Below are 26,304 nucleotides of genomic sequence, written 5' to 3'. Positions count from 1 at the left end.
CCCGTCATCCTCCACCATTATGCCGGTGTAGCTCAATTGGTAGAGCAACTGACTTGTAATCAGTAGGTTGGGGGTTCAAGTCCTCTCGCCGGCACCATTTTTTACTAGCTGGAGGGGTAGCGAAGTGGCTAAACGCGGCGGACTGTAAATCCGCTCCCTGAGGGTTCGGCGGTTCGAATCCGTCCCCCTCCACCATTTAAATTAGGATGGGCTATAGCCAAGCGGTAAGGCACCGGACTTTGACTCCGCCATGCGCAGGTTCGAATCCTGCTAGCCCAGCCATTCGAGCCATTAGCTCAGTTGGTAGAGCATCTGACTTTTAATCAGAGGGTCGAAGGTTCGAGTCCTTCATGGCTCACCATTTTGCGGAAGTAGTTCAGTGGTAGAACATCACCTTGCCAAGGTGAGGGTCGCGGGTTCGAGTCCCGTCTTCCGCTCCAAAGGTGCATCTATTCATCGGCTACCTTTGGACAAAATAGGTGTTTTAAAGTGAATAATCTGCGGGTGTAGTTTAATGGTAAAACCTCAGCCTTCCAAGCTGATGTCGTGAGTTCGATTCTCATCACCCGCTCCATTATGGGGCCTTAGCTCAGCTGGGAGAGCGCCTGCCTTGCACGCAGGAGGTCAGCGGTTCGATCCCGCTAGGCTCCACCAAAGATAATAAATGTAACCTTAGATACTATGTCTAAGGATTTTTTGTTTTTTAAAGAAAATAAACTATTATTCTATATTTCCTTCTATTCCCAAATAAAAGTGGTAAAATAGGTAGTATATTTTAAGAAGAGTTTTTAACAAAGTGAAACCTTTTCTTAGGTGGTTCGTATATACACTAACCGCACTTATAAGCGGAGGGAATAGAAATGGATAGAATAGTACAACAACTTATTAAAGAAGTTAAAAAAGGGGATCAACAGGCTTTTGGGGAATTAGTAGAATTGTTTAAAGATAGAGTCTATCAACTATCCTATCGAATGGTAGGTAACGTGCATGAAGCACAAGATATTGCGCAAGAAGCTTTTTTACGTGCTTATACGAATATTGATAGTTATGATTCGTCACGGAAATTCTCCACATGGCTCTTTAGAATTACGACCAATCTTTCAATTGACCGTTTACGAAAGAAAAAACCAGATTATTTTTTAAGTGATCCTATTTCTGGAAGTGAAGGGTTGACGGTTCAATCTCAAATTGCTGCAGATCAAGATTTGCCTGAGGACCAAGTAGTAACGATAGAAATGCAAGAGTGGATACAGGATGAGATCAATCAACTTCCTCCGAAGTATCGTTCGGCGATCATACTCAAATACATCGAAGACCTTTCCCTAAAAGAAATTAGTGACATTTTGGATTTACCAGTTTCAACGGTAAAGACTCGTATACATAGAGGGAGAGAAGCATTAAGAAAGAGAATGCGAAATAAATAAAGGGGGATTTAGGATGGCTTGTGAGCGCCAATATGTACTCTTAATGCATAAGTATTTTGACGGTGAAGCTTCTGAAAAAGAACGAGCTGAACTATATGAACATATAAACAAGTGTGAAGATTGTAGTGAACATTATAATGAGTTAAAGCGTACTATTGCATTTGTCCAAAGTTCTTCACATATTTCTGCACCCAATGATTTTACAGCTAATGTATTAAAGCAATTGCCGGAAAATAAAAAGTCAACATCACGAACTTGGAAAAAGTGGATTAGACGTCATCCTTTTTTGGTGGCTGCTGCTCTATTTTTAGTATTTATGTCATCTAGTATTGTTTCCATCTGGAATCATCAAGATGGACAATTAATGGTTTCGGGTGCTGGAAATATTCAAATTGATAAAGAAACTGGGACAGTTATTGTGCCAGAAGGTGAAGTGGTTGAAGGCGACCTAACGATTCGTAATGGAAAACTTGAAGTAGCAGGTGAGGTAAATGGCAGTATATTGTTGATTAATAGTGAGCAATATTTAGCATCTGCTGGGTCTGTAAGCGGAGAAATAAAGGAAATTAACCAAGTGTTAGAATGGACTTGGTATCATATAAAAGAGTTTCTGTTAGAAGTAATAAATGTATTTGATGGAGAAAAAGAAAGCTAATGAATTTTATAGAAAACTTTATAGTTTTAATATAAAACTAAAAATATGAAAGGTATTTCTTTATGATATAATGAAAAAGATACTTATATAGTATAGTTTTGTTTTACTAATGTTTGGAGGATACAAGCATGTTTCCTGACGGTGAAATTCAATTTCTTAGACATCTAGGCAGTATCGTTGATATATTATTGGTCACCTATGTTATCTATAAGCTGATTATGGTTATTCGAGGCACACGAGCTGTACAGTTATTAAAGGGAATTACGGTCATCTTGGCTGTTTGGTTCTTAAGTAATATCCTTGGCTTACGTACGCTTCATTGGCTGATGACACAGACGGTGACTTACGGTTTACTAGCAATTATTATTATATTTCAGCCCGAATTGAGAAGAGCGCTGGAGCAGTTAGGTAGGGGACGGTTTTTCTCAAGAACGAATGCCCCACAAGAAGAGATAGCTTCAAAATCTATTGAAGCTATCTTAAAAGCTGCTAGTTATATGGCTAAGCGTCGTATTGGTGCTCTTATTTCAGTCGAAAGAGAAACGGGAATGAACGACTATGTGGAAACGGGAATTGGTATGAATGCTAAATTAACTTCTGAGCTATTAATAAATGTATTCATACCTAACACTCCTTTACACGATGGAGCAGTCATTATTAAAGAAAATGCAATTTTAGCTGCAGGATGTTATTTACCTTTATCTGAAAATCCATTTATATCAAAGGAGTTAGGTACACGACATCGTGCTGCGCTTGGAATTAGTGAAGTTACAGATAGTATAACGATTGTCGTATCAGAAGAAACGGGGAATGTATCTCTGACGAAAAATGGAGAACTCCACCGAGATTTAAATGAAGAACAGTTACGACATCTTTTAGAAAAAGAATTAATTATAGAAACGAAAACAACTTCGGCCTCTCGCTGGCAATGGGGAGGTAAGAAAAATGGATAAGTTTATTAATAGTCCATGGTTTGTAAAAATAATCTCATTCTTCATCGCCCTAATGCTTTTTATGATGGTGAATTATGACAATATATACAATCAACCAGCAGGGGTCTTGCCTCCTGTTAGTCCTGGTACATACACATTAGAAGAAGTTGACGTTACACCTATTTATGATACAGAACGATTTGCAGTGACTGAGATGACAGAAAGTGTTCAAGTTAATTTAAAAGGACCACAAAGTTCAATTACACTTTTTCAGTTTACTCGCCCTTCGTATGAGGTGTTTGTTGATTTAACCGACTTAGAGGCCGGTGTGCATAATGTAAGTGTTGAACATCGAGGTTTTCCAAATGATGTTACGGTTTCAATAGTTCCGAAGTTTGTTCGGGTTGTATTACAAGAAAAGAAAACCGTCTCCTTACCAGTTGAAGTCGAGTTAGTGAATAGAGACGAAGTTGAAGAAGGGTATTCCATTGGAACACCGATTGTAACACCAGTTAACGTTGAAGTTACTGCAGCTGAAGAGTTTATTGACCAGGTTGCTATCGCTAAAGTATATATTGATGTAAAAGGCGCGGATCAAACGTTTGAAAAAAGCGGTCCTGTAAAGTTATATGATCACTTTGGAAATGAACTGCATCTTGATGTTGACCCATCTGTTGTTGATGTCCGTATACCAGTTACAAGTCCATATAAAGAAGTTCCTATAAAGGTATCTAGGCAAGGAGAACTTCCTGAAGGTTTAAGCATAAATTCGTTGACTGTAGATCCAAAAGTCGTTACAATTTTTGGACCACAAGATGTTCTTAACAACATTTCCTTAATTGAAGGGATTAACTTAGACTTAAGTGAAATTACACAAAGCCAAACTGTTCAATTAACTGTGCCAAAGCCACGCGGGGTAGAGAAGGTAGATCCTGAGGTCGTTAATGTAACCATTGAGTTAAGCGTAGAAGAGACATTAATCTTAGAAGAAATACCAATCGAGATTACTGGATTAACCGAAGGATATACAGCTGAATTTGTTACACCTGAAAATCAATTTACAGATGTTATTCTAAAAGGCTCACGTATCCTTTTAGATAAAGTAAGCAGAGGAGATATACAGGTGTTTGTTGATATTAATCAGCTTTCTCCAGGAGAACATGAAGTCGACCTACAAGTAGTGGGACCCCAAAACTTGTTATTACTAACAGCAACTGAAAAAGCGTTAATTATAGTCGAGGAAAATGAACAAGATGATCAATAAGGGATTTATTGAAGGAGAGATTATTGATGGGTAAATATTTTGGAACTGATGGAGTGCGCGGTGTGGCCAATACGGAATTAACACCAGAGTTAGCATTCAAATTAGGCCGTGTGGGTGGATATATTTTAACTAAAAATACTCAGAAACCGAAAGTACTAATTGGCCGTGACACACGCATATCGGGCGAAATGCTTGAAGGTGCACTCGTTGCAGGGTTACTTTCCATCGGTGCGGAGGTTATGCGTCTAGGCGTTATCTCAACACCAGGAGTTGCATTCTTAACTAAAGCATTAAGTGCTCAAGCAGGAATTATGATATCAGCATCTCATAATCCGGTTGCTGATAATGGAATTAAATTTTTTGGACCGGACGGGTTTAAATTATTAGATACCCAAGAACAAGAAATTGAAACACTCTTAGATCAAGAAGATACGCTACCTCGACCAGTAGGGGCTGAATTAGGCCAGGTCAATGATTATTTTGAAGGAGGCCAAAAATATCTTCAGTTCTTAAAGCAAACTGTACAAGAGGACTTCGCTGGTTTAAGAGTTGCGTTGGATTGTGCCCACGGAGCAGCATCTTCGTTAGCACCGCATCTATTTGCAGATTTAGAGGCAGATATTTATACGATGGGGACATCTCCTAACGGTACTAATATTAATGACGGCGTTGGCTCTACGCATCCAGAAGCACTAGCATCTCTAGTAGTCGAGAAGGGAGCCCATCTAGGTTTAGCTTTTGATGGGGATGCAGACCGATTGATTGCTGTAGATGAAAAAGGAAATATCGTGGATGGCGACCAAATTATGTATATTTGTGCAAAGTATATGAAAGAACAAGGTTGGTTAAAACATAATACAGTTGTCTCAACAGTTATGAGTAACCTAGGGTTCTATAAAGGAATTGAGGAAATTGGTGTCGAGACGAAACAAACCGGTGTAGGCGACCGCTATGTTATGGAAGAAATGAGAAAAGGCGGATATAACCTTGGCGGCGAACAGTCTGGTCATATCATATTCCTCGACCATATTACAACTGGAGATGGTATGCTATCAGCTTTACAATTAGTGAATATTGTTAAAGTAACGGGTAAACCTTTATCTCAATTAGCAGGTGAGATGAAGAAATTCCCTCAAGTTCTTGTTAATATTCGCGTAACCGATAAAAACGCAGTTCAGGAAAACGAAAAAGTCGCACAAGTGATTGCAAAAGTCGAAGGAGAAATGGCTGGCAACGGACGTGTGCTTGTGCGACCGTCGGGTACCGAACCATTAGTTCGTGTAATGGTAGAAGCGAAAACGGAAGAACTTTGTGGACAATTCGTGAATGAAATTGCGGATGTCGTTCGAGCTGAAATGGGATTACCCGAATAAGAAAAAGCGGCACAAGACGTGCCGCTTTTGCATATTTTTAATACTACAGGACTTGAAACTGGGAAATGTTTGAGTGGAATTGCTATGTAAATATTTAACATCTTTACATTTCATTTAGGAAATAGATTGACCATTTTCAATGTCATATTGTATTATTATCTTTGACTTTGAAAAAGACAGGAGGTCAGACAACTAGTTTCATAATTTAAAGCGCCTGAACTATTCTGGGACGATGAATAGTTGACGAGGAAGGGGTTTATCGAAGATCGGCGGATGCCCCTCGGTTGAACATCACAACCGAAAGTTTTTGTAAAAAACGGAGAGGTGACTTTCTGTACAAAATCAAAAGCACTGGTGTTAATAATTGACTATCAGAAGAGTGGGGGCAAGAAAATGCCCTTGGATAAGTGAAATAAACATGGGTGTTTCTTGCCTCCCGATTGGAGGAAATTAACCATGTGTGGAATTGTTGGATATATTGGAACGCAGGATGCTAAAGAGATTTTATTAAAAGGGTTAGAAAAGCTAGAGTATCGTGGCTATGACTCTGCCGGAATTGCAATTGTAAACGATGAAGGTGTTCACCTTTTTAAAGAAAAGGGACGTATTGCAATACTTCGTGAGGCTGTTGATGAGAATGTGACTGGAACGGTTGGAATTGGTCATACTCGTTGGGCGACACACGGTGAACCAAGTAGGGTAAATGCTCATCCTCATCAAAGTACTTCACATCGCTTTACGATTGTTCATAATGGGGTTATTGAAAACTATTCTCAGCTTAAACGTGACTTTTTACAAGATGTAACGTTTGAAAGTGATACTGATACGGAAGTCATCGTTCAACTTGTAGAAAAATCTCTTAACGAAGGTCAGACTGTTGAAAAAGCATTTCGTCAAACATTATCGTTACTAAAAGGATCATACGCTGCGGCGTTAATCGACGAGAAGGATCCGGAAAAAATCTATGTCGGTAAAAATAAAAGTCCGCTTTTAGTAGGGATTGGTGAAGATGTAAATGTTGTTGCAAGTGATGCGATGGCTATGTTGCAAGTGACAGATACGTTTGTTGAATTAATGGATCAAGAAATTGTAATTGTTACTCGTGAGGAAATAGAGATTAAGAATTTAGCAGGTGTAACGATCTCAAGAGAACCATTTAAAGCTGAATTAGATGCAAGTGACATTGAAAAAGGAACATACCCTCATTTCATGTTAAAAGAAATCGATGAGCAGCCTGTTGTTATTCGTAACATTATCTCTAAATATAAAGATAGTGATGACAAAATTCAATTAGATGATAATATTCGAGAAGCGATGAAGGAAGCAGACCGCATTTACATTATTGCTGCCGGAACGAGTTATCATGCAGGATTAGTTGGAAAGCAGCTCATTGAACGACTTGCAAATATGCCGGTAGAAGTTCACATTGCAAGTGAATTCTTATATAACATGCCGTTGTTATCAGAAAACCCACTCTTTATTTTTATCTCACAAAGTGGTGAGACAGCCGATAGTCGAGGCGTATTAGTGAACGTCAGAAAACTTGGCTATCGTGCTTTAACGATTACGAATGTACCCGGCTCTACGTTATCGCGTGAAGCCAATTATACGCTTCATACGTATGCAGGGCCGGAAATTGCAGTAGCTTCAACAAAAGCATATACAGCACAAATGGCTGTTCTAGCAATTCTTGCTGTAGATACAGCTAAAGCTCAAGGCTTTGACATTGACTTCGATCCAATTTATGAATTGAGTCTTGTGGCAACATCTATTGAAGCTTTATGTGATCAAAAGGAAACGCTCGAAAAATTAGCTAGAGATTTCTTATCAACGACTCGAAATTGTTTCTTTATCGGTCGCGGTCTTGACTTTTATGTAGGCCTAGAGGGAGCACTTAAATTAAAAGAGATTTCTTATATTCAAGCTGAAGGCTTTGCTGGTGGTGAGTTAAAGCACGGAACGATTGCATTAATTGAAGAAGGAACACCTGTCATTGCTTTAGCTACTCAAGAACATGTTAATTTAAGTATTCGAGGAAACGTGAAAGAAGTTGCAGCACGTGGGGCAAATCCATGCATTATTAGTATGGAAGGTTTAGAGGATGTAGATGATGCATTTGTTATCCCGAGTGTACATGAGTATTTAACACCAATCGTGAGTGTAATCCCATTACAGCTTATTTCGTACTATGCTGCGTTACACCGTGGTTGTGATGTTGATAAGCCACGTAACCTAGCAAAATCTGTAACTGTTGAATAATAAAAATGGACTTGTAATCGACATACAAGTTGATCGATTTCAAAAAACGAGGCCAATTAGGTCTCGTTTTTGTTCGAACTAAATTATTTATACCCTGTCTAACACCAGTTCAAGCGCTGTTAACCGGGGGTTTTCAATTTTTTCATAAAACGTTACTAAAATTTGAGGAATAAATTACCATGTTTAGGATCTCAACTCTAGAAAATAATATAATTAAATCTTATTAAGGAGTTGATTTCTAGTGGCAAACAATAATTCTTCAAACCAACTAGTAGCACCAAATGCACAACAAGCAATTGATCAAATGAAAATGGAAATTGCACAAGAATTCGGTGTACAACTCGGAGCTGACACTACTGCTCGCTCAAACGGTTCTGTAGGTGGAGAAATCACGAAGCGTTTAGTACAAATGGCTGAGCAACAACTTGGCGGTTATCAAAGATAATATGTATGGTTTGGAGGAAGAGTAGATACTCTTCCTCCCTTTCATTTATTTGGTTTTCTTTAATAAGTATTTACAGGTCATATAGTGAAGACCTTCATGAAAAGATATAAATGTTAGAGCGTCTGAAACATTATCAAAAGTAGTACCAAATAAAACAAATGGTTTGGCAAAAGTAGTGTCCCCATGCTCACTATTTAACTTCTGTACCGCTTTTAATTGTTTCTGAGACATTTCCATGATTTCAGCAACAGATGGAGGTTCTTCTGTCCATTCAGATGGTCTTGTCTCCATATCAAACAACCTCTTATATAAGCTTGGTAAAACAGGTTCGTAATGCTCAGAATGTCTTAATACCGTTTCAGCGATAACGAGAACATGTCCGACATTCCAGCGGACTGAATTGTTAAACCCTTCAGGAACTGCGTCGAGTTGATGTTCCTTTGCCGCATTTAAAACTTGAATGTTGGCAGATCGAGCAAATGCAAATGCAGTAACAGCCATAGTAAACCCCCTAAATATTTTTAGATAATTCCGATAATAATTGTATACGAAAAAGCTACAAAAGGAAACTGTTTTGCATTTGAAGTAAAAAAGGCGACGTTTAGTCACCCTAATAAAATTAATTCGTTCTTACACGGTTTTGAGAAGAGATGGACTCTATAATCGAGTGAATTAAGTGCTTAGGTGCCATTTCGCCGCCAGAGAACAGTTGGATAGCGGATTGTCGAGAAAGCAGTTTTCTTGTTATTTTTTCTTCGCTCCAGCCCCTTTTGTACAAGGAGGTCGTTTCAGATATGAGTGTTTCTAGAAAATGCTTCTTTGCTTCAAGTGCTTCGTGTCCGTGTCCGACAATTCCTGCGTGTCCACAAAATACAGTATCAAATTGGTAATCTAATATATGACTAACCGATTTGTATAATTGAGGAATCGACTCACCCTTCATACCATACAAAAGGCGCTTGCCTAAGAATAAATCGCCAGAAAATAACCAGCCTTTCGTTTCATTAACTAAACAAATATGGTCGATGGAGTGGCCTGGTGTTTCAGCAATCATAAACAGATGATTTTCAGTAGTAATTGAGTTTTGAACAATATCTCCATGAACGTTTTTGATTTCTTTTCCCCAAATTAAGCGTCTATAGAATGGAATGTTAGGAGGAGCTTGAAGAATTTTAGCTGTAAGAGCACTCATTTTTATTGGTAAATCAAACAGTTTCGATAAGGTAGCTGCATTTCCAGCATGATCTTCATGATGATGGGTAAGTAAGACCTGTTTTGGTTTTACTATCTTCACAAAATCAATAACGATTTCTTTGGCGCACACAGGACCTGTGTCAATGAGCAGACCGTCTATATAATAAACATTGAATGTAAATGTTCTTCCGAATTTCTTAATTGTGCCATGTAGACATGTGACTTCGTCGTGTGTTGAGATTGTCTTTGATAGTTTCATTTTGACCACCTAGTCTATTATGTGAATAAAAATCCAGTTATTATCATACCACAGATCATTATAAATCATTTAAGAGCGTTTAAATCGTTTGTGTAAAAAGGATAGCCAATGATATATTTAGGGTGACGAAATTCATAAGGGGGAATACTAAATGCAAGAGTATTTAATTGTTTTGAATAAAGATGAGGATACAATTTCAATAGTTAATCTACAAACGAATGAAATTGAAAAGACGATTGAGACAGACTACAATCCACATGAAGTTGTAGTTACGCCCAACGGTAAAAAAACGTACGTTACATGCTCGTTAGGTAATAAAATAAATATCATAAACAATGAAACATTTGAAATTGAAAAAACGCTGGAACATCCAGACTTTAACTTCCCACACGGGTTAGGAGTAACGACTGACGGGAAAAAGATTTACATGGCTTCTACATATAGTGAAAAAGTATTTATCATCAATAGTGAAACTGATGAAATTGAAAAAGTATTTCCTACATATCAAAAACTATCGCATATGATTTCGTTCTCACCAGACGGGAAAACTGTATATGTTCCAAACATTGGTTCAGATAATATGACGGTAGTCGACACTGAAAAAGAGGAGATCGTTAATCATTTTCCGGTTGGAAAAGCACCAGAAGGAGTAGCAGTACACCCAAATGGTGAACATTTATATGTCGCTAATCAAGGAGATAATAATTTATATGTCATTAATACACAGACCCTTGAAGTAGAGCATAAACGTCGTGTTGGAAGTGTGCCTATTCGTATCGTCTTTTCACCTGATGGCAAATATGCATTAATTCCAAACCGAGAGTCTGGCGATTTATCCATTATTGAAACAGCCCATGAACTAAAAGGAAATGTTCGACCTTGGGAAGTGAAACGGATCCGTGTCGGTGTATGGCCTGGAGGAACAGTATTTAATGAACAAGGTACACTAGCATTCGTAGCTAATAATAAAACAAACGACATTTCGGTCATTAATATGGAGACCTTAAAAGAAGAACAAAAAATTGAAGTCGGTATTCATCCGGATGGAATTGCCTACTTAAAAAAATAATTTTAAATGCTAAGCCGATTCCTACTGTGTAATTATAAAACATGGTAGGATCTTTTTATGAACAAATTGGAGGTCATATTAAATGAAACAATCGATAAATTGGGGTGTATTAGGGGATGCTGGAATAGCGAAAAAAGCCGTAATCCCTGCGATAAAACGAGCAAACAATGCTGATATTCTAGCAATCAGCAGTCAAAAAGGAGCACCAAAACATACTGCAGAAGAATTCAATATTCCGAAAGCCTACTCGTCTTATGAAGAACTGTTAACAGACCCGGATATTGATGCAATATATATTCCGTTACCAAATGCTCTGCATAAAAAGTGGGTGATCGAAGCTGCTTTAAACGGCAAGCACATTCTTTGTGAGAAACCAGCAGCGTTAAACAGTAAAGAAGTAGAAGAAATGCTTGCAGTATGCAAACAGCAGGGAGTTAAGTTTATGGAAGCGTTCATGTATCAGTTTCACCCTCAACACAAAAGAGTGAAGGAAATTATAAAATCAGGGGAGATCGGTACAGTTAAGCAGATGAATGCAGCGTTCACCTATTTATTAGACTTAACAGCAAAGAATATTCGGTTAAACGCTCAACTTGGCGGCGGCAGCCTATACGATGTCGGCTGTTATTGTATTCATTCCATTCTTTCTATTTTAGAGGCGGAGCCCCTTTCTGTGGATTGTAAAGGAAATGTAGATGAAAAAAGTCAAGTTGACCTAACCGTACAAGGGGTGATGGCTTTTCCAAATCAGGTGCTTGCAACGTTTACCAGCAGTTTTGAGCAATTTTCAATCAATCAATACGAAGTCATCGGAACAAATGGGAGAATTATTGTTCCTCAAGCATTTCGTCCCGATAAGCAAGGCGGGGCAGGAAAGCTAACTGTTATAACTAAGGATGGAACCCGCGAAGAGAATTTAGTAGCCGATCAATATCGTGCTCAAATTGAACATCTTTCCAATGCAATCTTAAAAGAAGAGGACCTAAACGATAATAATCATCGTACTTTAAAAAATATGCATGTCATGGATGCTTGCTTTAGGTCTTTGTCTCAAAAGAAGAGTGTTGAAGTTCTTTAAATGGTAGAAAAATTAGTTTGTATGTCGAGTAAACTTTCATTATACTATTGGGATAAGAGCAAGACAGGAAGGAAGCAATCGTATGAGTAAACAAGAAACATTACCAAGAAAAACATTTGCTATTATCTCTCACCCCGATGCAGGGAAAACGACATTAACAGAAAAAGTGTTACTACTCGGTGGGGGAATAAGAAAAGCAGGAACCGTAAAAGGAAAAAAATCTGGTGTGTATGCAACATCTGACTGGATGGAGATTGAAAAGCAGCGTGGAATATCTGTTACTTCAAGTGTGATGCAGCTAGAGTACGACGGAGTTCAAATAAATATTTTAGACACCCCAGGTCACCAAGACTTTAGTGAGGATACGTATCGTACATTAACAGCTGTTGACACTGCAGTCATGGTTATTGACGGGACCAAAGGGATAGAGGCACAGACGCTTAAACTGTTTAAGGTTTGTAAAATGAGAGGAATTCCTATTCTAACCTTTATTAATAAGCTAGACCGTGAAGGAAAAGAACCGTTAGACTTATTAGCTGAAATTGAAGAAGTGTTAGAAATGGAAACGTATGCGATGAACTGGCCCATCGGTATGGGAAAAACCTTAAAAGGTATTTATAACCGGTCGGATCAATCGGTTGAAGTATTCATTGAAGGTCAAGAGCATCAAGTCGTGAGTCTTGAAGAAGCGGGTCTTCGTGATTATGAAACGGAAAAATTAGATGAAGATATTATGCTTCTCGATGAAGCAGGAAACTCTTTTTCAATGGAAAAAGTAAGAGACGGAAAGATGACTCCTGTTTTCTTTGGCAGTGCTTTGAGCAACTTTGGGGTTCAAGGATTCCTTGAGCAATTTGTTCAATTAGCTGCACCCCCGCAACCTAGGCAATCATCAAAAGGGGAAGTTCAACCGAATGCTCCTCAGTTTTCTGGATTTATTTTCAAAATTCAAGCGAACATGAATCCGAAGCACCGGGATAGAATCGCATTTTTACGTATTTGCTCTGGATCATTTGAGAGAGGGATGGATGTAACCCTTGCCCGAACGGGGAAACGAATAAAGCTCGCACAGTCTCATCAATTTTTTGCTTCAGAACGTGAAACGGTCGATACGGCTTATGCTGGAGACATTATCGGAATTTACGATTCTGGCAATTATCAAGTGGGAGATACATTATTAACGGGAAATGACGTTTTTCAATATGAAGAACTCCCACAGTTCCCGCCTGAGCGATTTGCTAAAGTAATAGCTAAAAATGCTTTAAAACATAAGCATTTTCATAAAGGCCTTCACCAGCTTGTTCAAGAAGGAACGATTCAGCTATACCGTACCCCTTATTTTGATGATTATATTTTAGGTGCAGTCGGTGAATTACAGTATCAAGTCTTTGAATACCGAATGAAGAATGAATATAACGTTGATATTGAATTAACATATCTTCCGCATTCCCTAGCAAGATGGGTCGTGGAAGGGGAAGTGACAGACCGAATGACAGACAGCCGTAAGCTTCTCGTTAAGGATCTTCACGAACGTACGGTGATCTTATTTGAGAATGACTTTACGTACAATTGGTTTAAGGATAAGTACCCTGAGGTGAAATTATCTTCGGGTTGGGATATGTTGTTTTAGGATTTGAAAAAGCTAGACGGTGCTGTTATCGCACGTCTAGCTTTTACTATTTTATATAATATTGGCTTCACTTTTAGTATCAATACGTGCTACCCATTCAAACGTAGCATCAAATAAATGTTGTTCATATAGATAACTAGAAAAGGTGTGATCAGCATCTTGAATAAAAGAATATTGAGTCGCTCCCGCTCTATTTTCTTTCAATGCTTCATAGTAATCAATAGCATTTTCAGCAGGAACATCTTGATCGTCTGCAGCATGAATGATGCAGGCTGGCCCTCGGTAATTGCGTAAAGCCTTTAAAGGATGGTGAAGCTTTAAATCTTCAAAAAAGAAATGGCTTAAGTTAAATCCTTTGTAATCAAAGACTCCATATTGGTGAGTATGAGTAACGGCCTCGTCACTCGTAATCCGAACGATATCTGTGTACGGTCTAGCAACAGGTGACCATAAGATAAGCCGCTTAATTCGGTCATCCCTGCTAGCAGTTAAGGAAGAAACAGCTCCTCCTAAGCTATGACCGACAACTGTTAATAGATCGGGGTCGACTTGATCAATAGATAATACATAATTAATGGCAGATTGAAGCTCTTTAACTTGTTTTGTTAAGGTTACGTGACTATAATCGCCTTCACTTTCACCGCACCCGCCAAAATCAAAGCGGAAAACAAGGAATCCACGTTCAGAAAAGTAGTTTGCAGCTTTTACAAACAGACGATGTTCACCGACCTTACTCCCCACAAAACCGTGGACAAAGATCACTGCAGGAACTTGCTTGTTTAGCATTTGTTTTGGATAGTGGATCATAGCGGACAAAAGTACATCTCCTGCTGGAAAATAAACGGGCTTAATCATAGACAACGCCTCCAATTACAATAAAACATATTTGTTTACTTGGAATTAAGTATAAAGCGACTTTAATTATTTTACAAGAAGTAATTTTCTTCTCCGCAGAATTGTGTTCGTGCTTTGTCTAGTTTGGGTTTACTGGTTACGGATTTATAATGGATTATGTTCAAGAAATTCATTAAAGAAAAAAACCGAGATTAGAGCTTTAATGCTCTAACTTCGGTTTTGTTTTGGTCGATTTGGTGATCCCATTTTTGTAGTGAAGCAATAGCTTCTTCATACATTTGTTTGTCTACATGTTTTGTCCCGTTTTGATCATAATGAATATAATAAGCTAATCCTTCTCCCGTTGTGTGTATGCTTACACCACGCACTTTATCTTTTTTCATACTATCGACTCCTAAGAATTTCTTTTATGTAAATTATTTAATAAAAAAATGATGAAGTAATAACCATACAATTGTATATAATACATGATTATCTAGAATAAATAAATATGGATTATTAAAATATAATCGGCAAAATATTGAAGTCAATATATAGACGAGACTTCACGTAAATTTGGTGTTTATTGAGCTGTTCGTTAGCATGGTTAAAGGTCTCAATAGGTATAAAAGTAAATTTACTTTCAGAAAAGTTAAATTTTGGTGAAAATTTAAACTTTACAAAAGTAAAAACTTTCTACTTTATCTTAAAATTCTTTTTGTTATATAATAGCCCATGAGAGAAAAATAGATATAGGGGTTGAGAAGATATGAAAAAGTTTTTAATGGTTATGGCAGCTGGTATGTTATTAGTTGGCTGTGGAACAGCAGACACTGAGCCTGCAGAAGAGACAGAACAAGCAGGAGGAGCAACTGAAACGGAAGAAGTAGTTGAGGTTGAAGAGACAGGTTACTTAACAGCTGACGAATTCAAAGAGAGAGCACATGAAGGAAAAACGTACAGCTCTTATGCAGCAGAGTTATTACTATGGGGTTCTGCACAAGAAATCCGTTATATTGATACAATTGATACTGAAAAAGAAGAATATGGTGCTTATAAAGTAGATATCATCCAAGTAGAAGAGGGCTTTGTAGCAGTTGCTTTTGATGGTGAAGAGTTAACTGGTACGTGGTTATTTGATACAGTAGATGAGCTTAAAGAAGAAATCGAACTGAAATCAGCTGAATAATAACGATACTAAAAAAGTGAGGGACATCTCCCTCACTTTTTGTAGTTATTTTATTTCTTTTTAGCATAATTATATCTAAGTATAAGAAAAATGCTGATGAGTACGATTAGAACAAATAATAGTAACCCAACCTTTAAAAAGTAGCGTTCAACAATGTACCACTTATTCCCGAGCTCCTGTCCTAGTGTGATAAAGAGGAAGACCCATGTAAAAGCACCCGTATAGGCAAAGAGAGAAAACTTCATAAAGTTGTATTTGGATATTCCAGATAGATAGCCGGTAATATGACGCAGTCCTGGAATGAAATAACCGATAAAAAGAAGGATAGGACCATACTTATAAAAGAGCTGTTGGGTATAGGCTACTTTTTTATGTGTAATGTGAAAACGTGGTCCATACTTTAATAAGAAAGGTAACCCGAGTTTTGCACCTAAAAAATAACTGATTGATATACCGATAGCTGAGCCCAGAAAGGCAGAGAGTAAAGCTAATGTATACGACATTTTACCAGCATATGTATAGTACCCAATCAATGTAAGTAATACTTCATCTGGTATAGGAAGACCTACAATTCCTCCTATAAGTATAATAATAATGGCAATATAGCCATACTTCATGATTAAAAACTCAAATAACTCCATAATGTCCCTCAATCGCTTCTTTCAGGTTTCGCCTACAATGATAATTCATTATAAACTTAATAATTCGTGTACGTAAATGAGAATTTGCCTCTCTATGATATGTGCACAGTGAAAGTCGAATGACCGTCTGGCTGTTTTAAGTTATAATAAAATAAAGAGAAAATAATGGCAGTCGTTTATTTTACTAGCTTAGACGAATTCAACTTAAACAAAACGTGTGTTTACTGACTTTCGAAAGGGGAATATGTATGTTTAAACGTATATTACTTCCTGCTGATGGGTCTGAGCATTCCATTAGGGCAGCAGAGAAAGCTATAGCCATCGCTAAAACGAGTAAAGATACATCTGTAACGGTTTTGTATGTAGTCGACGGGAGCACGTCAAAAGCAGACGTTTTAAAAAATTGGGATGCTTTAGGGATTGCTTCACAAAGAAAACAGAAGTTGAGTGCAATTGAGCAACAAGCAAAAAATGAAAATATTAATTATGAAGTGAAAATTGTAAGGGGCGAACCCGGGCCTGCGATTGTAAAGTACGCAAATGAGAAACATTTTGATTTGATCGTCATCGGTAGTAGAGGTTTAAATGTACTTCAAGAACTGGTATTGGGTAGTGTAAGTCATAAAGTCGCAAAGCGTGCCAATTGTCCAGTCATGATTGTTAAGTGATATATTTTACGTAGATGTAATGGTTTTTAATGTAATTGTAATGTTAGATACCTTGACAAATTATCGATATTTTTTTAAAATTCAGACATATACATTAGTAAGAACTGAAAACAACCCTAAGCTAGTGGTTGTTTTTTTATAACAAGTTTAATGAAAGCGTTTACAAAAAAGATGTTGGAATGGGGGATGAGTGTTGAAACGAGCTAGCTACTCTAAGGAATTTAAAATGAAGGTGGTGAAAGAAGCAATTGACACAGGAAATAAATCGTTGATTGCCAGAAGGTATGTGTTAAGTGTAGGTTTAGTCCATCGTTGGGTGGTTGAATACGAATCAGGAAAGTTCCAAAAGCGGCGTATAAGAGGTAGTGTTGCTTTTGAGAAAAGTTAATGAATGAGTCCACATTCATTTCTAATCCGTCTAATGATCTTCTATTAGTCATCCTACATTTCTATGAATAATAGGGTTAATCCTTTATAGTTTGTACTATTTGAGCGCTTAGTCAGTTCTTTAAGCGTTCATTCTTTTTGTCCACTTCCTATGCTATAATTTAAATAATCATAATTAGGGTGGTGGATGGAGTTTGAAATTATCCAATAAAGCACTATTTCTTTTAATCGCAGGAATTGCACTCCTTTATGGGTTTTTATATTGGATTATTGGGAGTAGGTTTGTCGAATAATTTAAGTTGTCAATTTCCAAACTTTCACATATCGTTATCTCTAAGGAGATAAACAAAAAAGTTGTGTAACGTGTAACGATGCTCACAAGGATTCTCCCTTCTGGGCTTTTTTTGCGTTGATTTTTGTAACTTACACAGTTGTTTATCGTCTTAAATAAGGGAGGTGTCCTTTTTGGAGAGCACATTCGATCGTTTATATGAAACGTATCATCAGCCATTATTTCAATTTATATTTTATATGGTTAGAAGTCGTGAAACGGCAGAAGAGTTAGTTCAAGAAGTATATATTAAAGTTCTTCAGTCTTATGTATCTTTTGAAGGAAAAAGCAGTGAAAAGACATGGCTATATTCTATTGCCAGGAATATTACGATTGATTGGATCCGAAAACAAAACCGCCAGAAAAGAAAGTGGTTAGGATTGCTTGGACCGATTGAAAAAGTAGAAGTTCGGGATCCAGCACCTTTACCTGAAGAAATTGTAACTCAATCCGATGAATTACGTCTAATTTATAAAGGGCTAGCCGAATGCTCATCAGATCAGCAACAGGTAATTATTCTAAGGTATGTCCAGTCACTAACAATTACTGAAACAGCCCAAGTGCTCGGATGGTCTGAAAGTAAAGTGAAAACTACAACGCACCGAGCCATTAAAGCTTTAAAGGAATACGTTGGCCAGACTAACATTGGGGCTGTAAAGGAGGGATAATGTGGACAACAAAGATAACTTTGACTTAGAAGAGTTTGAGAATAAAATGAAACAACTCCCTAAGGTAGAAGATCATCGTTCAAAAGATGAGATATTTCAACATATAAAGAAGCAGATGAATGCTGCTGAACTTCAGAAAAAAAGAAGATCATGGGTGATGCCTGCTCTTGCCGGTGCAACAGCTGCATTTCTTTTATTGGCACTCATCCCTATGATACTAAGTAATGGAAGTGAAGAAGCCTTACCATATGCAGAAGAAGCAGAAGCGGGTGAAATGTTCATGGTGGACATGGACGAAGCTTTAGAGGAAACAACAGAAACAACAATGGAACATACCAACTATATTTCAGCCATAGTTGAGGGTAACCTCCAAGATGATCAACGAGTAGTAACCATACCATTTCTAGATGAGCAAGCCATGTTTATCGTTCCTTTGAGTTTTATTGTGAGAGACGATGATACTGTCTTTAATCAAATCTCTATGATCTTAGAAGAGTATAACCCTTCAACTGTAGGGTTACTAGCCTCGCCTCTTAAAGGAGTGACTATGGAAGAAGAATCCAAGTCGACAGTTTCAGTTAATATCCCCCAGGTTTCTGCAGGATCTGTAAATGAAATCATGTTAATGGAGTCCATTAAATCTGTAATTGAACCGTTAGGCTATCAAAAATTTAATATTTTAATTGATGGACAAAGAGGAGTAGATATTGGAAATTACGGACCGATAGAAGAATGGCCAGTTACGAGTTCTCCTACGGGATACACAGCTTATGAGAATTCTACAGGCAGAACGTTTTTAGTGGTTGGAGGACTTGGAGAAGTAACAGGACTTAACTTTGAAGATATCGTTCATTTAATGGTTTCTATGACTCCGGGAATTGTTATTGACACGTTAGAATCGTCAGACCAAGCTGCAACTATTACATTTGGTCAAGGCACTAATCTGGCCATATATGAAGATGCATTAATGTTTGTGGAAGCCATATTACTAACTGCTAAGGACTTCAAGATGGAAGAAGTGGAATTTAAAAATGCAGGGGTAGAGGAGCTTGGCCCGTATCAGTTAAATGATAAAATATCAACAGAAATATCACCAAACGGAATAGCTTTTCGTTAAGGTGCTAAGAAAGGGCAGTTCCCTAGAGGACTGCCCTTTTTGTTAGCAAGTATAGCATATCAGGGATGCTTAGCTTCAGCACCTAAAGACTAGAAAGTCCCTCACCATCGTACGATAAGGTCAAATTGATTCACTCATGTTCATCGTGTAGCCTTTCTCTCCTCTAGCAAGGCTAGTCCGTACGGTGTTACTAAACGGCATTTGTGCCTTCTTATTTTGACAATACGGGAAATAAAAAAAGTCGAATATTGCTTTCCCGGGAAATGAGTTGTCGAATTAAAAGGAGGAATGGGGTGAGCCGTGCGTATCTAAAGTGAGTAACATAGTAGAGAAACCAGTTGCAGTAACGGCAATAACCGATAACAGTACTTCAGTAGGGGAAATAACAAAGATCCCACCTATAACAACAAGGAAATCAATAATAAAGATCATTATCCCAATGTTTACTTTAGAGTAATCAGCAATCATTTGGGCAAGAAGATCAAGTCCGCCTGTGCTTATGTCGACTCGAAACATGATACCAACGCCGGCCCCTAATATAAGTCCACCTAAGATCGCGCTCAGCAGTGGATTAAATTCATAGGGTAAAGTGAGGAAGTGAAACCAATCAATAAATAAGGACGATACGAGAAACCCTGGTATACTGTAATAAAAAAAGGCACGATAGTATTTCCAAGCTAACATATAAATAGGTATGCTTAGTAAAATAATGGACAGCCCAACGTCCAGTTGCCATACGTAATGAACGATTAATCCGACACCAATCATTCCACCATCAAGAATATGGTGAGGAATGAAGAATTGGTTAATCCCGTAACTTATCAAAAGACTACCAATTAGAACTGCTAACACTCTTTTAATCATGAGAAGCACCCTTCGCTTTCTGAGTTTAGAGCTCGGCCCTCTAATTATAAGGTATATGCATGTCTAGTTAGGATAGAACAGAAATTAAAAAAGCCTGGCTCTAATAAGGGCCAGGCTTGATATCTATTGTTATGAACCGAGGTGTACTATTAGGTTCCATTTTTTAAATTCTTTTATTCTTGACGCAGGTAATAAAAACTAGTAAATGACTGATTAGATTAAATAAGAGAGCAGTGCACTCGCAATTCCAAAATAAATGAGAAGTGAAAAGATATCATTTAATGTTGTAATTAATGGACCGGAGGCTACAGCTGGATCAACCCCAAGCCGATAGAGGGTAAGGGGAATAATTGTTCCAGCCATTGTTCCAACGATAAGGGTAATTAATAATGAAATGCCGACGACAATACCTAATACAAAACTGCCTTGCCAAATAAACGCAATAAGTAGAATAAGAATTCCACAAACAATTCCAATTGTAATACCGACTCGAAGTTCCCGGAGTATTAATTTAATAACGGTTTTCCGATCTACAGTCGTTGTCACAATACCTCTTACAACAACTGCAAGTGATTGAGTGCCTGTATTTCCAGTCATTCCGGCAATCATCGGCATAAAGAAAATGAGTGCAAGGACTTGTTCTAATGTTTCCTCAAAGCTATTAAGTATTTGCCCAGAAACAAGGCCAATAAATAAAAGTAAAATAAGCCAAGGCAGTCGCCTCGCTGAAGCTGTCATAGCCTTAGTGTTAAAGTCTATGTCTTTACCTGAAGCCGATAACTTTTCAATATCTTCATTTGCCTCTCGAATAACGATATCAATTGCATCGTCAACTGTGATAATACCTAATAACGTATCATTACTATCAACAACAGGTACGGCAATAAAATCATAGCGCTCGATGATTTGTGCTACGTCTTCTTGATCTGCATCTACAGGTACGGCGATAACACGGCTAAACATAATTTCTGATATTTTCTCATCAATATGAGCCATTAATAGATCACGATAAGAAACAACACCAACAAGCTTTTTCTCTTCATTTATAACATATAGATAATAAATATTTTCTGAGATCCCGGCATATACTTTGAGCTTGTCGACTGCTTCTCGTACCGTATAATTTTCCTTAATCCATATAAACTGATCGGTCATAAGGCCACCCGCAGAGTCTGGGGGGTAATTCATTAAATCCCGAACCGTTTCTGATTCTTCTTGTTTCATCGCATCAAGAAATTCTTGAATTTTATCACCAGAGAGGTCAGTTAATAAGTCAGCAACATCATCATTATCCATTAAATTCATGACTTTTGAAGAACGTTCTATGCCGAGTTTGTGCAACATTTCAATTTGTAGATCCCGTTCTAATTCAGCAATTAATGCTGCAATTTGATTAGGCGTTAAGAAGGTAAGAAATTTATGGTGATGTTTATCGGGTAAACCTCTGTACAGTTGTGCAAAGTCGTAAGGGTGAAGCTCATCTAGTAGTTGTTGAAGGGCATGACGTTTGGATTCTTTTAAATATTTTATGACCAAAACTAGCATTTGGTCTTCTGACATATTAGCAATCATCGTATCACCCACTATCGTTTGTTTTAGTTTATGCAAGGTTCTCCGTGTTGGACTGGATAAAACCCTATTAAAATGTACTCTAATATTGTTAGTTAGTAAATAATTATTGTATGGATTAAAAATATAGGTTTATGTAAGACTTTATAGAGAGAACCTTGAATTAGATGTTAAACAAATAGGAATAGTGTATAATGAAAAAAATGTTAATTGGGGGCGTAAGAGATGGGCATGAAATACGATGATAAAGTGAAGAATAGATTGAAGCGTATTGAAGGTCAAGTCCGAGGCATCCTTAAAATGATGGAAGAAGAAAAAGAATGTCAAGATATCGTTGGACAAATGGCTGCGGTACGTAATGCGCTTGACCGTGCAATTGGAGTAGTCGTAAGTACGAATTTAGAGGCATGTATTCGAGAACAAATTGAAAACGGGGAAAACACAGAGGAAACGATTAAAGAAGCGGTAAATTTATTAGTGAAAAGCAGATAAAAAATTGTAAGGCTAGACTGACTTCATAGTAAGTCAGTCTTTTTTTGTTTTATAACTATAAATATGAAAGAAGTATACGAAATTGTAATACTCGCATAATAAAGGGAGAACAAGTAAGAAATGGAGCGTTTAGTATGTTCTTCTTAAATAAACTGAAAAAACAGCCTAAATTTAATACGTATGATTACAATGATTTCCTTACAAGAAAAATCGGCCTAGAAGATATAAATTACATTACAACTGATATTAGTAGTGTGAAAGATATAGTTACAAAGGTTTTTGAGAATATGGACGATTTCTTTATTCGGGAAATTCATATTACGGAAGATCACGTAGTGAATTTCTATTTTTTTATTGGACTCATTGACACGGGTCTGTTTCAAGAAAGTATTGTTAGGCCCATCACGGATCGAAGCAAAAGTGACCAGAACATCAATGTTGACTCACTAGGGGATCTAATGAATATGGTTCAATACTTTGAGCCGAAGGATTGGCATGAATTGTTAGAACGTTGCATGCGTGGAGAAGTAATATGTCACTTTTCTGGAAATAAACCTGTGACGATCGCACTCGGTGATGTGGAAACACGAAGTCTTCAAAATCCATCGACGGAACAGCAGGTGTACGGACCAAAGATTGGTTTTATTGAAGATGTTCATAAAAATATGGCACTGATGAGAAAGTACTTTCCTGACCCTAGATTGAAAATACAAAAATATCAGGCGGGGTCAGTTACTCATACCCAATTGGCATTGGTGTACCTTGAAGAATATGCGGACCCAGCTGTCGTCCGGAAGCTTCAAGAGCGGCTTACGAAAATAAAGACTGACCAAATTTTGACTTCTAAAATGTTAAGTCAGTATTTAGTAGACTTTCCAAAGACGCCATTCCCGCTCGCGATGAAAACTGAGCGGCCGGATCGGGTTGCTTTTGCCTTAACTCAAGGGAAAGTGGCAATTCTTATAAATAATTCAACCTTTTCATTAATTTTGCCTATTTCATTAATAAACTTTTATGAAACAGGGGATGACAACGACGAGTCTTCAACATGGAGTCATAGCTTTATTATGTTCCTTCGTATCGCCTGTGTTATTGTTGCGGCGATGTTTCCGTCGGTGTATGTCGCTTTAGTTGCATTTCACCCGGAATTAATACCAACGACGTTAGCTATGACTTTGGCAGCATCACGAAATAACATTCCGCTTCCAGCAGGGTTAGAAGCACTTCTGATGATGTTCGCACTAGATGTACTTGTTGAATCTAGTATTCGGCTGCCGAGTTTTATTGGTCAAACAATTGGCATTGTCGGCGGTTTAGTTATTGGTCAAGCTGCAGTTGAGGCTGGGATTGTGAGCAGCACGATGGTCATCGTTATAGCGTTCACAGCGATTGCCTCCTTTACTGCACCGTCATGGGAGATTGCGTCAACGTGGAGAGTGGTTCGCTACGTACTGCTCATCACTACATTATTTTTAGGGTTATACGGTCTTACGCTCATCATTTGTTTATTATTTATCCATCTATGTGCTTTACATTCAGTTTCAAAGCCGTATTTAACTCCTTTTGCACCATTAAATGTAAAAGAAGCAGTGAATACGTTTTTTAGATTGAATCCCGAGGCAAGACAAGAAGAAGGTGAAGCGAATGAAAAATGATGAACAAATCTTTCGTTCCTTTGATATATTTGCGTTTACTGTTTGTTCAACATTTGGAGTTGGACTAGTCTTTCTTCCGTTTGTATCCGGGGAAGAAATTAGAAGTGCATGGTTAAAACTTATTGTAGGTGTTATTCCTTATTTCATCCTTGTTTATTTCATTCACCGATTTGTTCAAAAATATGAAAGTCAAAATCTGTTTTCAGAATCAAAAAAACAACTGCCTAAACTTATCTTTTACGCTATAGTAATTTATTTTATTTTCAGCACTCTATATAGTGGAATTGTTGTAATTAAAGGAATGGATACGATTGTCCAAACGTATTTACTTCCTGAAACCCCCAGGTGGATAATCGTAGGGAGCTTTTTACTCGTAGTAGGTGCAGCAGCTTATTATGGAGTGGCTGCGATTACACGATTTGTGGTGTTCTTTGTTTTGTTTGATGTAATTATCCTAGTTTTTTTGGTGGCGTTACTATTCGGTGAACATTTCAGGTGGATCTATATTCCGCCAGTGATAGCGGTTGACCCGGTTACATTTTCACTCAGTACATTATCGGATATGATACGCTACGCCGGTGTCTTTGTCTTAATTGCTTTTGTAAGTCATGTGAAAAGAAAAGAAAAAGTGTTGCACTCGATGAACTACGGTCTTATTTTTGTAATGGCTACTTATGTGATTTTAAGTATAGTAGCAGTTGGTACTTTTGGGTTTGAAGAAAGTTTTGCGTTGGTATCGCCTTTTATTGCTCTTGTTCAGACGTTTGGTGGAGAAGCGGGCGGGCTGGAGCGAATCGATTTATTTTTTGTAAGCTTTTGGATCATTGCATTTTATAAAATGGTGATCATCCACGTTTGGTTTATGGTCTACGTGGCAAGAATAGCCTGGCCCAAAGTAAAGCCTGAAAAGTGGGTGATTACTTATATACTAATTCTCTTTATGGGAATAATGGCAACAGCTGATTTTACAAATGAACCGTGGCGCCCTTACCATGTAAACACATTAATCTACTCTTTTATATTACCTATGGTACTCCTTTGTTATTTCTTATTTAGAAAAAAGAGAGGAGGGGCTAGCCATGAAGGTTAAACGCTTTCTAGTGATTATTTTAGTACTTATCATTTGTAATGGCTGTGTTCCGGATTCGAGGGAGTTAGATCAACGTTCCATGATTGTTGGGATGGCGATTGATAAAGGAATGGAAAAAAATTATGCTGTCACCATTCAATTACCGATTCTAACGGAAGGCATAGGCCAAGGAGTAGAGGCTGCACCAGGCGGGCAAGAATTTGAAGCATTTCATGAGGAGGCAGATACAATCTGGGATGCGATTGTTAAGATTGAGTCACTTACCCCGACAGTTCTCTTTTTTGGTCATTTAAAAGCCGTAGCCATTTCTGAAGCTATTGCAAGAGAGGACCTTGATAAAGTAATCAACTTTTTAGACCGTGAAACAACTGTAGCTAACCAGGTGTATCTGTTAGTCGTTGAAGAAGAATTAGCAATGGATTTTATTAAAAGAGAATCACCTCTCGTCCAACTACCTGCCCTTTATTTAAGTCGTTTTTTTGATGCTGATCAAAAAATAGCCAGAGCTCAAGGTGTGAAATTATTTGAATTTCTGCGCGATAGTAACATGATTTCTGGAGCTGCATCATTACCTTTAGCGAGATCGAAAGGAGATCAAATGGAAATCGACGGGATGGCGGTGTTTGAGGATTATAAAATGGCAGGGAAACTTCTCCAGCGTGAGGTTGGGATTAGTGAGTTATTACATGACAATGATATTAGTTCGATGAATTACACTACGGTGTTGGACCATAATGGAGTTAAGACAACAGTCTCATTGACTCGAATGAACTTAAGAGCAAATATTGATTATAAAAAATCAAAACCCGTCACCTTTTACATAGATGTCAAAGGTGATGCTGAGATTATTGATGTTGCGACGGTAAAGGAACTTACTGATTTAGAATTCATATCAAAGTTAGAAACAAAAATGGAAAAAGAAATAAAGGAAGAAATTGAGCGAACGACTGCAAAGATGCAAGAATTGAATGTGGAACCGTGGTTGTTAGGGCATCGGGTTTGGGCGACGGCCCCAACGTACTTTGAATCGTTAAATTGGAGAGAAACAGGCTGGCGTGACGCTCAATTTGACATTGATTTCACTTTTAATATTTCCAATACGGGTCAGCGTGGGAGGTATGACAAACAAAAGATTGGCCGATAAATCCGTCTTTTCATTGACGCTTAGGCTTTTCCTATGCTAAAATTTTAACAATGAATATCATTCTCATCGATTA

The 26,304-nt window shown here is 37.8% G+C and carries 26 protein-coding genes and 7 tRNA genes; 26 read left to right on the top strand and 7 right to left on the bottom strand.

What is annotated here, in order from left to right; all coding sequences use genetic code 11:
- Nucleotides 1-21: 21 nt before the first annotated feature.
- From AC2VNP_RS07195 to AC2VNP_RS07130, 14 genes are all read left to right on the top strand, one after another.
- Nucleotides 22-97: transfer RNA gene (locus AC2VNP_RS07195), tRNA-Thr, on the top strand.
- Between the two features lie 13 nt (nt 98-110).
- Nucleotides 111-195: transfer RNA gene (locus tag AC2VNP_RS07190), tRNA-Tyr, on the top strand.
- 12 nt (nt 196-207) lie between these two features.
- Nucleotides 208-282: transfer RNA gene (locus AC2VNP_RS07185), tRNA-Gln, on the top strand.
- 3 nt (nt 283-285) lie between these two features.
- Nucleotides 286-361 (top strand) — tRNA-Lys (locus AC2VNP_RS07180).
- A 4-nt stretch (nt 362-365) separates the two neighbouring features.
- Nucleotides 366-440: transfer RNA gene (locus tag AC2VNP_RS07175), tRNA-Gly, on the top strand.
- A gap of 60 nt (nt 441-500) precedes the next feature.
- Nucleotides 501-574 (top strand) — tRNA-Gly (locus tag AC2VNP_RS07170).
- Between the two features lie 4 nt (nt 575-578).
- Nucleotides 579-654: transfer RNA gene (locus AC2VNP_RS07165), tRNA-Ala, on the top strand.
- Between the two features lie 206 nt (nt 655-860).
- Complete coding sequence (gene sigW, locus AC2VNP_RS07160; RefSeq protein ID WP_486916668.1) at nt 861-1,424, top strand: RNA polymerase sigma factor SigW; 564 nt, start codon at nt 861-863, stop codon at nt 1,422-1,424.
- 13 nt (nt 1,425-1,437) lie between these two features.
- Complete coding sequence (locus AC2VNP_RS07155; protein ID WP_486916667.1) at nt 1,438-2,079, top strand: zf-HC2 domain-containing protein; 642 nt, start codon at nt 1,438-1,440, stop codon at nt 2,077-2,079.
- A 128-nt stretch (nt 2,080-2,207) separates the two neighbouring features.
- Complete coding sequence (cdaA, locus tag AC2VNP_RS07150) at nt 2,208-3,032, top strand: diadenylate cyclase CdaA (protein WP_486916666.1); 825 nt, start codon at nt 2,208-2,210, stop codon at nt 3,030-3,032.
- Nucleotides 3,025-4,275 carry a CdaR family protein gene (locus tag AC2VNP_RS07145; protein WP_486916665.1) on the top strand — a complete coding sequence of 417 codons (1,251 nt, stop codon included), beginning with the start codon at nt 3,025-3,027 and terminating at the stop codon, nt 4,273-4,275. The genes cdaA and AC2VNP_RS07145 overlap by 8 nt, the downstream gene beginning before the upstream one ends.
- A 26-nt stretch (nt 4,276-4,301) precedes the next feature.
- Nucleotides 4,302-5,648 (top strand): phosphoglucosamine mutase, encoded by a 1,347-nt coding sequence (gene glmM, locus AC2VNP_RS07140; RefSeq protein WP_486916664.1) that lies wholly within the window; start codon nt 4,302-4,304, stop codon nt 5,646-5,648.
- 456 nt (nt 5,649-6,104) lie between these two features.
- A complete protein-coding gene (gene glmS / locus AC2VNP_RS07135) occupies nt 6,105-7,907 on the top strand; it encodes a glutamine--fructose-6-phosphate transaminase (isomerizing) (RefSeq protein WP_486916663.1) in 1,803 nt (600 codons plus the stop codon).
- 241 nt (nt 7,908-8,148) lie between these two features.
- A complete protein-coding gene (locus AC2VNP_RS07130; RefSeq protein ID WP_275120699.1) occupies nt 8,149-8,352 on the top strand; it encodes an alpha/beta-type small acid-soluble spore protein in 204 nt (67 codons plus the stop codon).
- Between the two features lie 45 nt (nt 8,353-8,397).
- Here AC2VNP_RS07130 and AC2VNP_RS07125 read toward each other — a convergent pair whose 3' ends face one another.
- Complete coding sequence (locus tag AC2VNP_RS07125; protein ID WP_486916662.1) at nt 8,398-8,853, bottom strand: DinB family protein; 456 nt, start codon at nt 8,851-8,853, stop codon at nt 8,398-8,400.
- A gap of 118 nt (nt 8,854-8,971) precedes the next feature.
- Nucleotides 8,972-9,805 carry an MBL fold metallo-hydrolase gene (locus tag AC2VNP_RS07120; RefSeq protein WP_486916661.1) on the bottom strand — a complete coding sequence of 278 codons (834 nt, stop codon included), beginning with the start codon at nt 9,803-9,805 and terminating at the stop codon, nt 8,972-8,974.
- Nucleotides 9,806-9,956: 151 nt separating this feature from the next.
- Between AC2VNP_RS07120 and AC2VNP_RS07115 the strand changes: the two genes are divergently transcribed.
- The 3 genes from AC2VNP_RS07115 (at nt 9,957) to AC2VNP_RS07105 (ending at nt 13,582) form a co-directional block, all read left to right on the top strand.
- Nucleotides 9,957-10,874, top strand: coding sequence for a YncE family protein (locus AC2VNP_RS07115; RefSeq protein ID WP_486916660.1), 918 nt, complete (start codon nt 9,957-9,959; stop codon nt 10,872-10,874).
- A gap of 82 nt (nt 10,875-10,956) precedes the next feature.
- Nucleotides 10,957-11,952, top strand: a complete 996-nt coding sequence (locus AC2VNP_RS07110; protein ID WP_486916659.1) for a Gfo/Idh/MocA family protein — start codon at nt 10,957-10,959, stop codon at nt 11,950-11,952.
- 82 nt (nt 11,953-12,034) lie between these two features.
- Complete coding sequence (locus AC2VNP_RS07105) at nt 12,035-13,582, top strand: peptide chain release factor 3 (RefSeq protein ID WP_486916658.1); 1,548 nt, start codon at nt 12,035-12,037, stop codon at nt 13,580-13,582.
- A gap of 51 nt (nt 13,583-13,633) precedes the next feature.
- Here the strand turns inward: AC2VNP_RS07105 and AC2VNP_RS07100 are convergent, their stop codons facing one another.
- Both AC2VNP_RS07100 and AC2VNP_RS07095 read right to left on the bottom strand, forming a co-directional pair.
- Nucleotides 13,634-14,437, bottom strand: a complete 804-nt coding sequence (locus AC2VNP_RS07100) for an alpha/beta hydrolase family protein (protein WP_486916657.1) — start codon at nt 14,435-14,437, stop codon at nt 13,634-13,636.
- A 191-nt stretch (nt 14,438-14,628) separates the two neighbouring features.
- Nucleotides 14,629-14,820, bottom strand: coding sequence for a hypothetical protein (locus tag AC2VNP_RS07095; protein WP_275120692.1), 192 nt, complete (start codon nt 14,818-14,820; stop codon nt 14,629-14,631).
- A 365-nt stretch (nt 14,821-15,185) separates the two neighbouring features.
- Between AC2VNP_RS07095 and AC2VNP_RS07090 the strand changes: the two genes are divergently transcribed.
- A complete protein-coding gene (locus AC2VNP_RS07090; protein WP_486916656.1) occupies nt 15,186-15,605 on the top strand; it encodes a hypothetical protein in 420 nt (139 codons plus the stop codon).
- 50 nt (nt 15,606-15,655) lie between these two features.
- On the opposite strand, the gene AC2VNP_RS07085 is transcribed toward AC2VNP_RS07090, so the two are convergent.
- Nucleotides 15,656-16,246, bottom strand: a complete 591-nt coding sequence (locus AC2VNP_RS07085) for a DedA family protein (protein WP_486916655.1) — start codon at nt 16,244-16,246, stop codon at nt 15,656-15,658.
- 248 nt (nt 16,247-16,494) lie between these two features.
- On the opposite strand from AC2VNP_RS07085, the gene AC2VNP_RS07080 reads away from it, so the two are divergent.
- The 4 genes from AC2VNP_RS07080 (at nt 16,495) to AC2VNP_RS07065 (ending at nt 19,417) form a co-directional block, all read left to right on the top strand.
- Entirely contained in the window at nt 16,495-16,914 is a 420-nt protein-coding gene (locus AC2VNP_RS07080; protein ID WP_486916654.1) for a universal stress protein, read from the top strand.
- Between the two features lie 193 nt (nt 16,915-17,107).
- Nucleotides 17,108-17,302: a transposase gene (locus AC2VNP_RS07075; RefSeq protein WP_486916653.1), complete on the top strand. Its 195-nt coding sequence runs from the start codon at nt 17,108-17,110 to the stop codon at nt 17,300-17,302.
- Nucleotides 17,303-17,766: 464 nt separating this feature from the next.
- Nucleotides 17,767-18,300, top strand: a complete 534-nt coding sequence (locus AC2VNP_RS07070; protein WP_486916652.1) for an RNA polymerase sigma factor SigX — start codon at nt 17,767-17,769, stop codon at nt 18,298-18,300.
- Nucleotide 18,301: 1 nt separating this feature from the next.
- The gene (locus tag AC2VNP_RS07065; RefSeq protein ID WP_486916651.1) at nt 18,302-19,417 is read left to right on the top strand and encodes a hypothetical protein; all 1,116 of its coding nucleotides are present in this window, start codon (nt 18,302-18,304) and stop codon (nt 19,415-19,417) included.
- Between the two features lie 276 nt (nt 19,418-19,693).
- Here AC2VNP_RS07065 and AC2VNP_RS07060 read toward each other — a convergent pair whose 3' ends face one another.
- The gene (locus tag AC2VNP_RS07060; RefSeq protein WP_486916650.1) at nt 19,694-20,281 is read right to left on the bottom strand and encodes a YitT family protein; all 588 of its coding nucleotides are present in this window, start codon (nt 20,279-20,281) and stop codon (nt 19,694-19,696) included.
- Between the two features lie 213 nt (nt 20,282-20,494).
- Nucleotides 20,495-21,853, bottom strand: a complete 1,359-nt coding sequence (gene mgtE / locus AC2VNP_RS07055) for a magnesium transporter (RefSeq protein ID WP_486916671.1) — start codon at nt 21,851-21,853, stop codon at nt 20,495-20,497.
- Between the two features lie 228 nt (nt 21,854-22,081).
- Between mgtE and AC2VNP_RS07050 the strand changes: the two genes are divergently transcribed.
- The 4 genes from AC2VNP_RS07050 to AC2VNP_RS07035 all read left to right on the top strand — a co-directional run bounded on the left by AC2VNP_RS07050 (nt 22,082) and on the right by AC2VNP_RS07035 (nt 26,231).
- Nucleotides 22,082-22,342, top strand: a complete 261-nt coding sequence (locus AC2VNP_RS07050) for a metal-sensitive transcriptional regulator (protein WP_209125174.1) — start codon at nt 22,082-22,084, stop codon at nt 22,340-22,342.
- Nucleotides 22,343-22,476: 134 nt separating this feature from the next.
- The gene (locus AC2VNP_RS07045) at nt 22,477-23,997 is read left to right on the top strand and encodes a spore germination protein (protein WP_486916649.1); all 1,521 of its coding nucleotides are present in this window, start codon (nt 22,477-22,479) and stop codon (nt 23,995-23,997) included.
- Nucleotides 23,987-25,087, top strand: a complete 1,101-nt coding sequence (locus tag AC2VNP_RS07040) for an endospore germination permease (RefSeq protein ID WP_486916648.1) — start codon at nt 23,987-23,989, stop codon at nt 25,085-25,087. The genes AC2VNP_RS07045 and AC2VNP_RS07040 overlap by 11 nt, the downstream gene beginning before the upstream one ends.
- The gene (locus tag AC2VNP_RS07035) at nt 25,077-26,231 is read left to right on the top strand and encodes a Ger(x)C family spore germination protein (RefSeq protein ID WP_486916647.1); all 1,155 of its coding nucleotides are present in this window, start codon (nt 25,077-25,079) and stop codon (nt 26,229-26,231) included. The genes AC2VNP_RS07040 and AC2VNP_RS07035 overlap by 11 nt, the downstream gene beginning before the upstream one ends.
- Nucleotides 26,232-26,304 lie beyond the last annotated feature (73 nt).

Source organism: Alkalihalobacterium sp. TH-98, from assembly GCF_057473385.1.
This window is presented reverse-complemented; position numbering and strand designations above follow the sequence as displayed.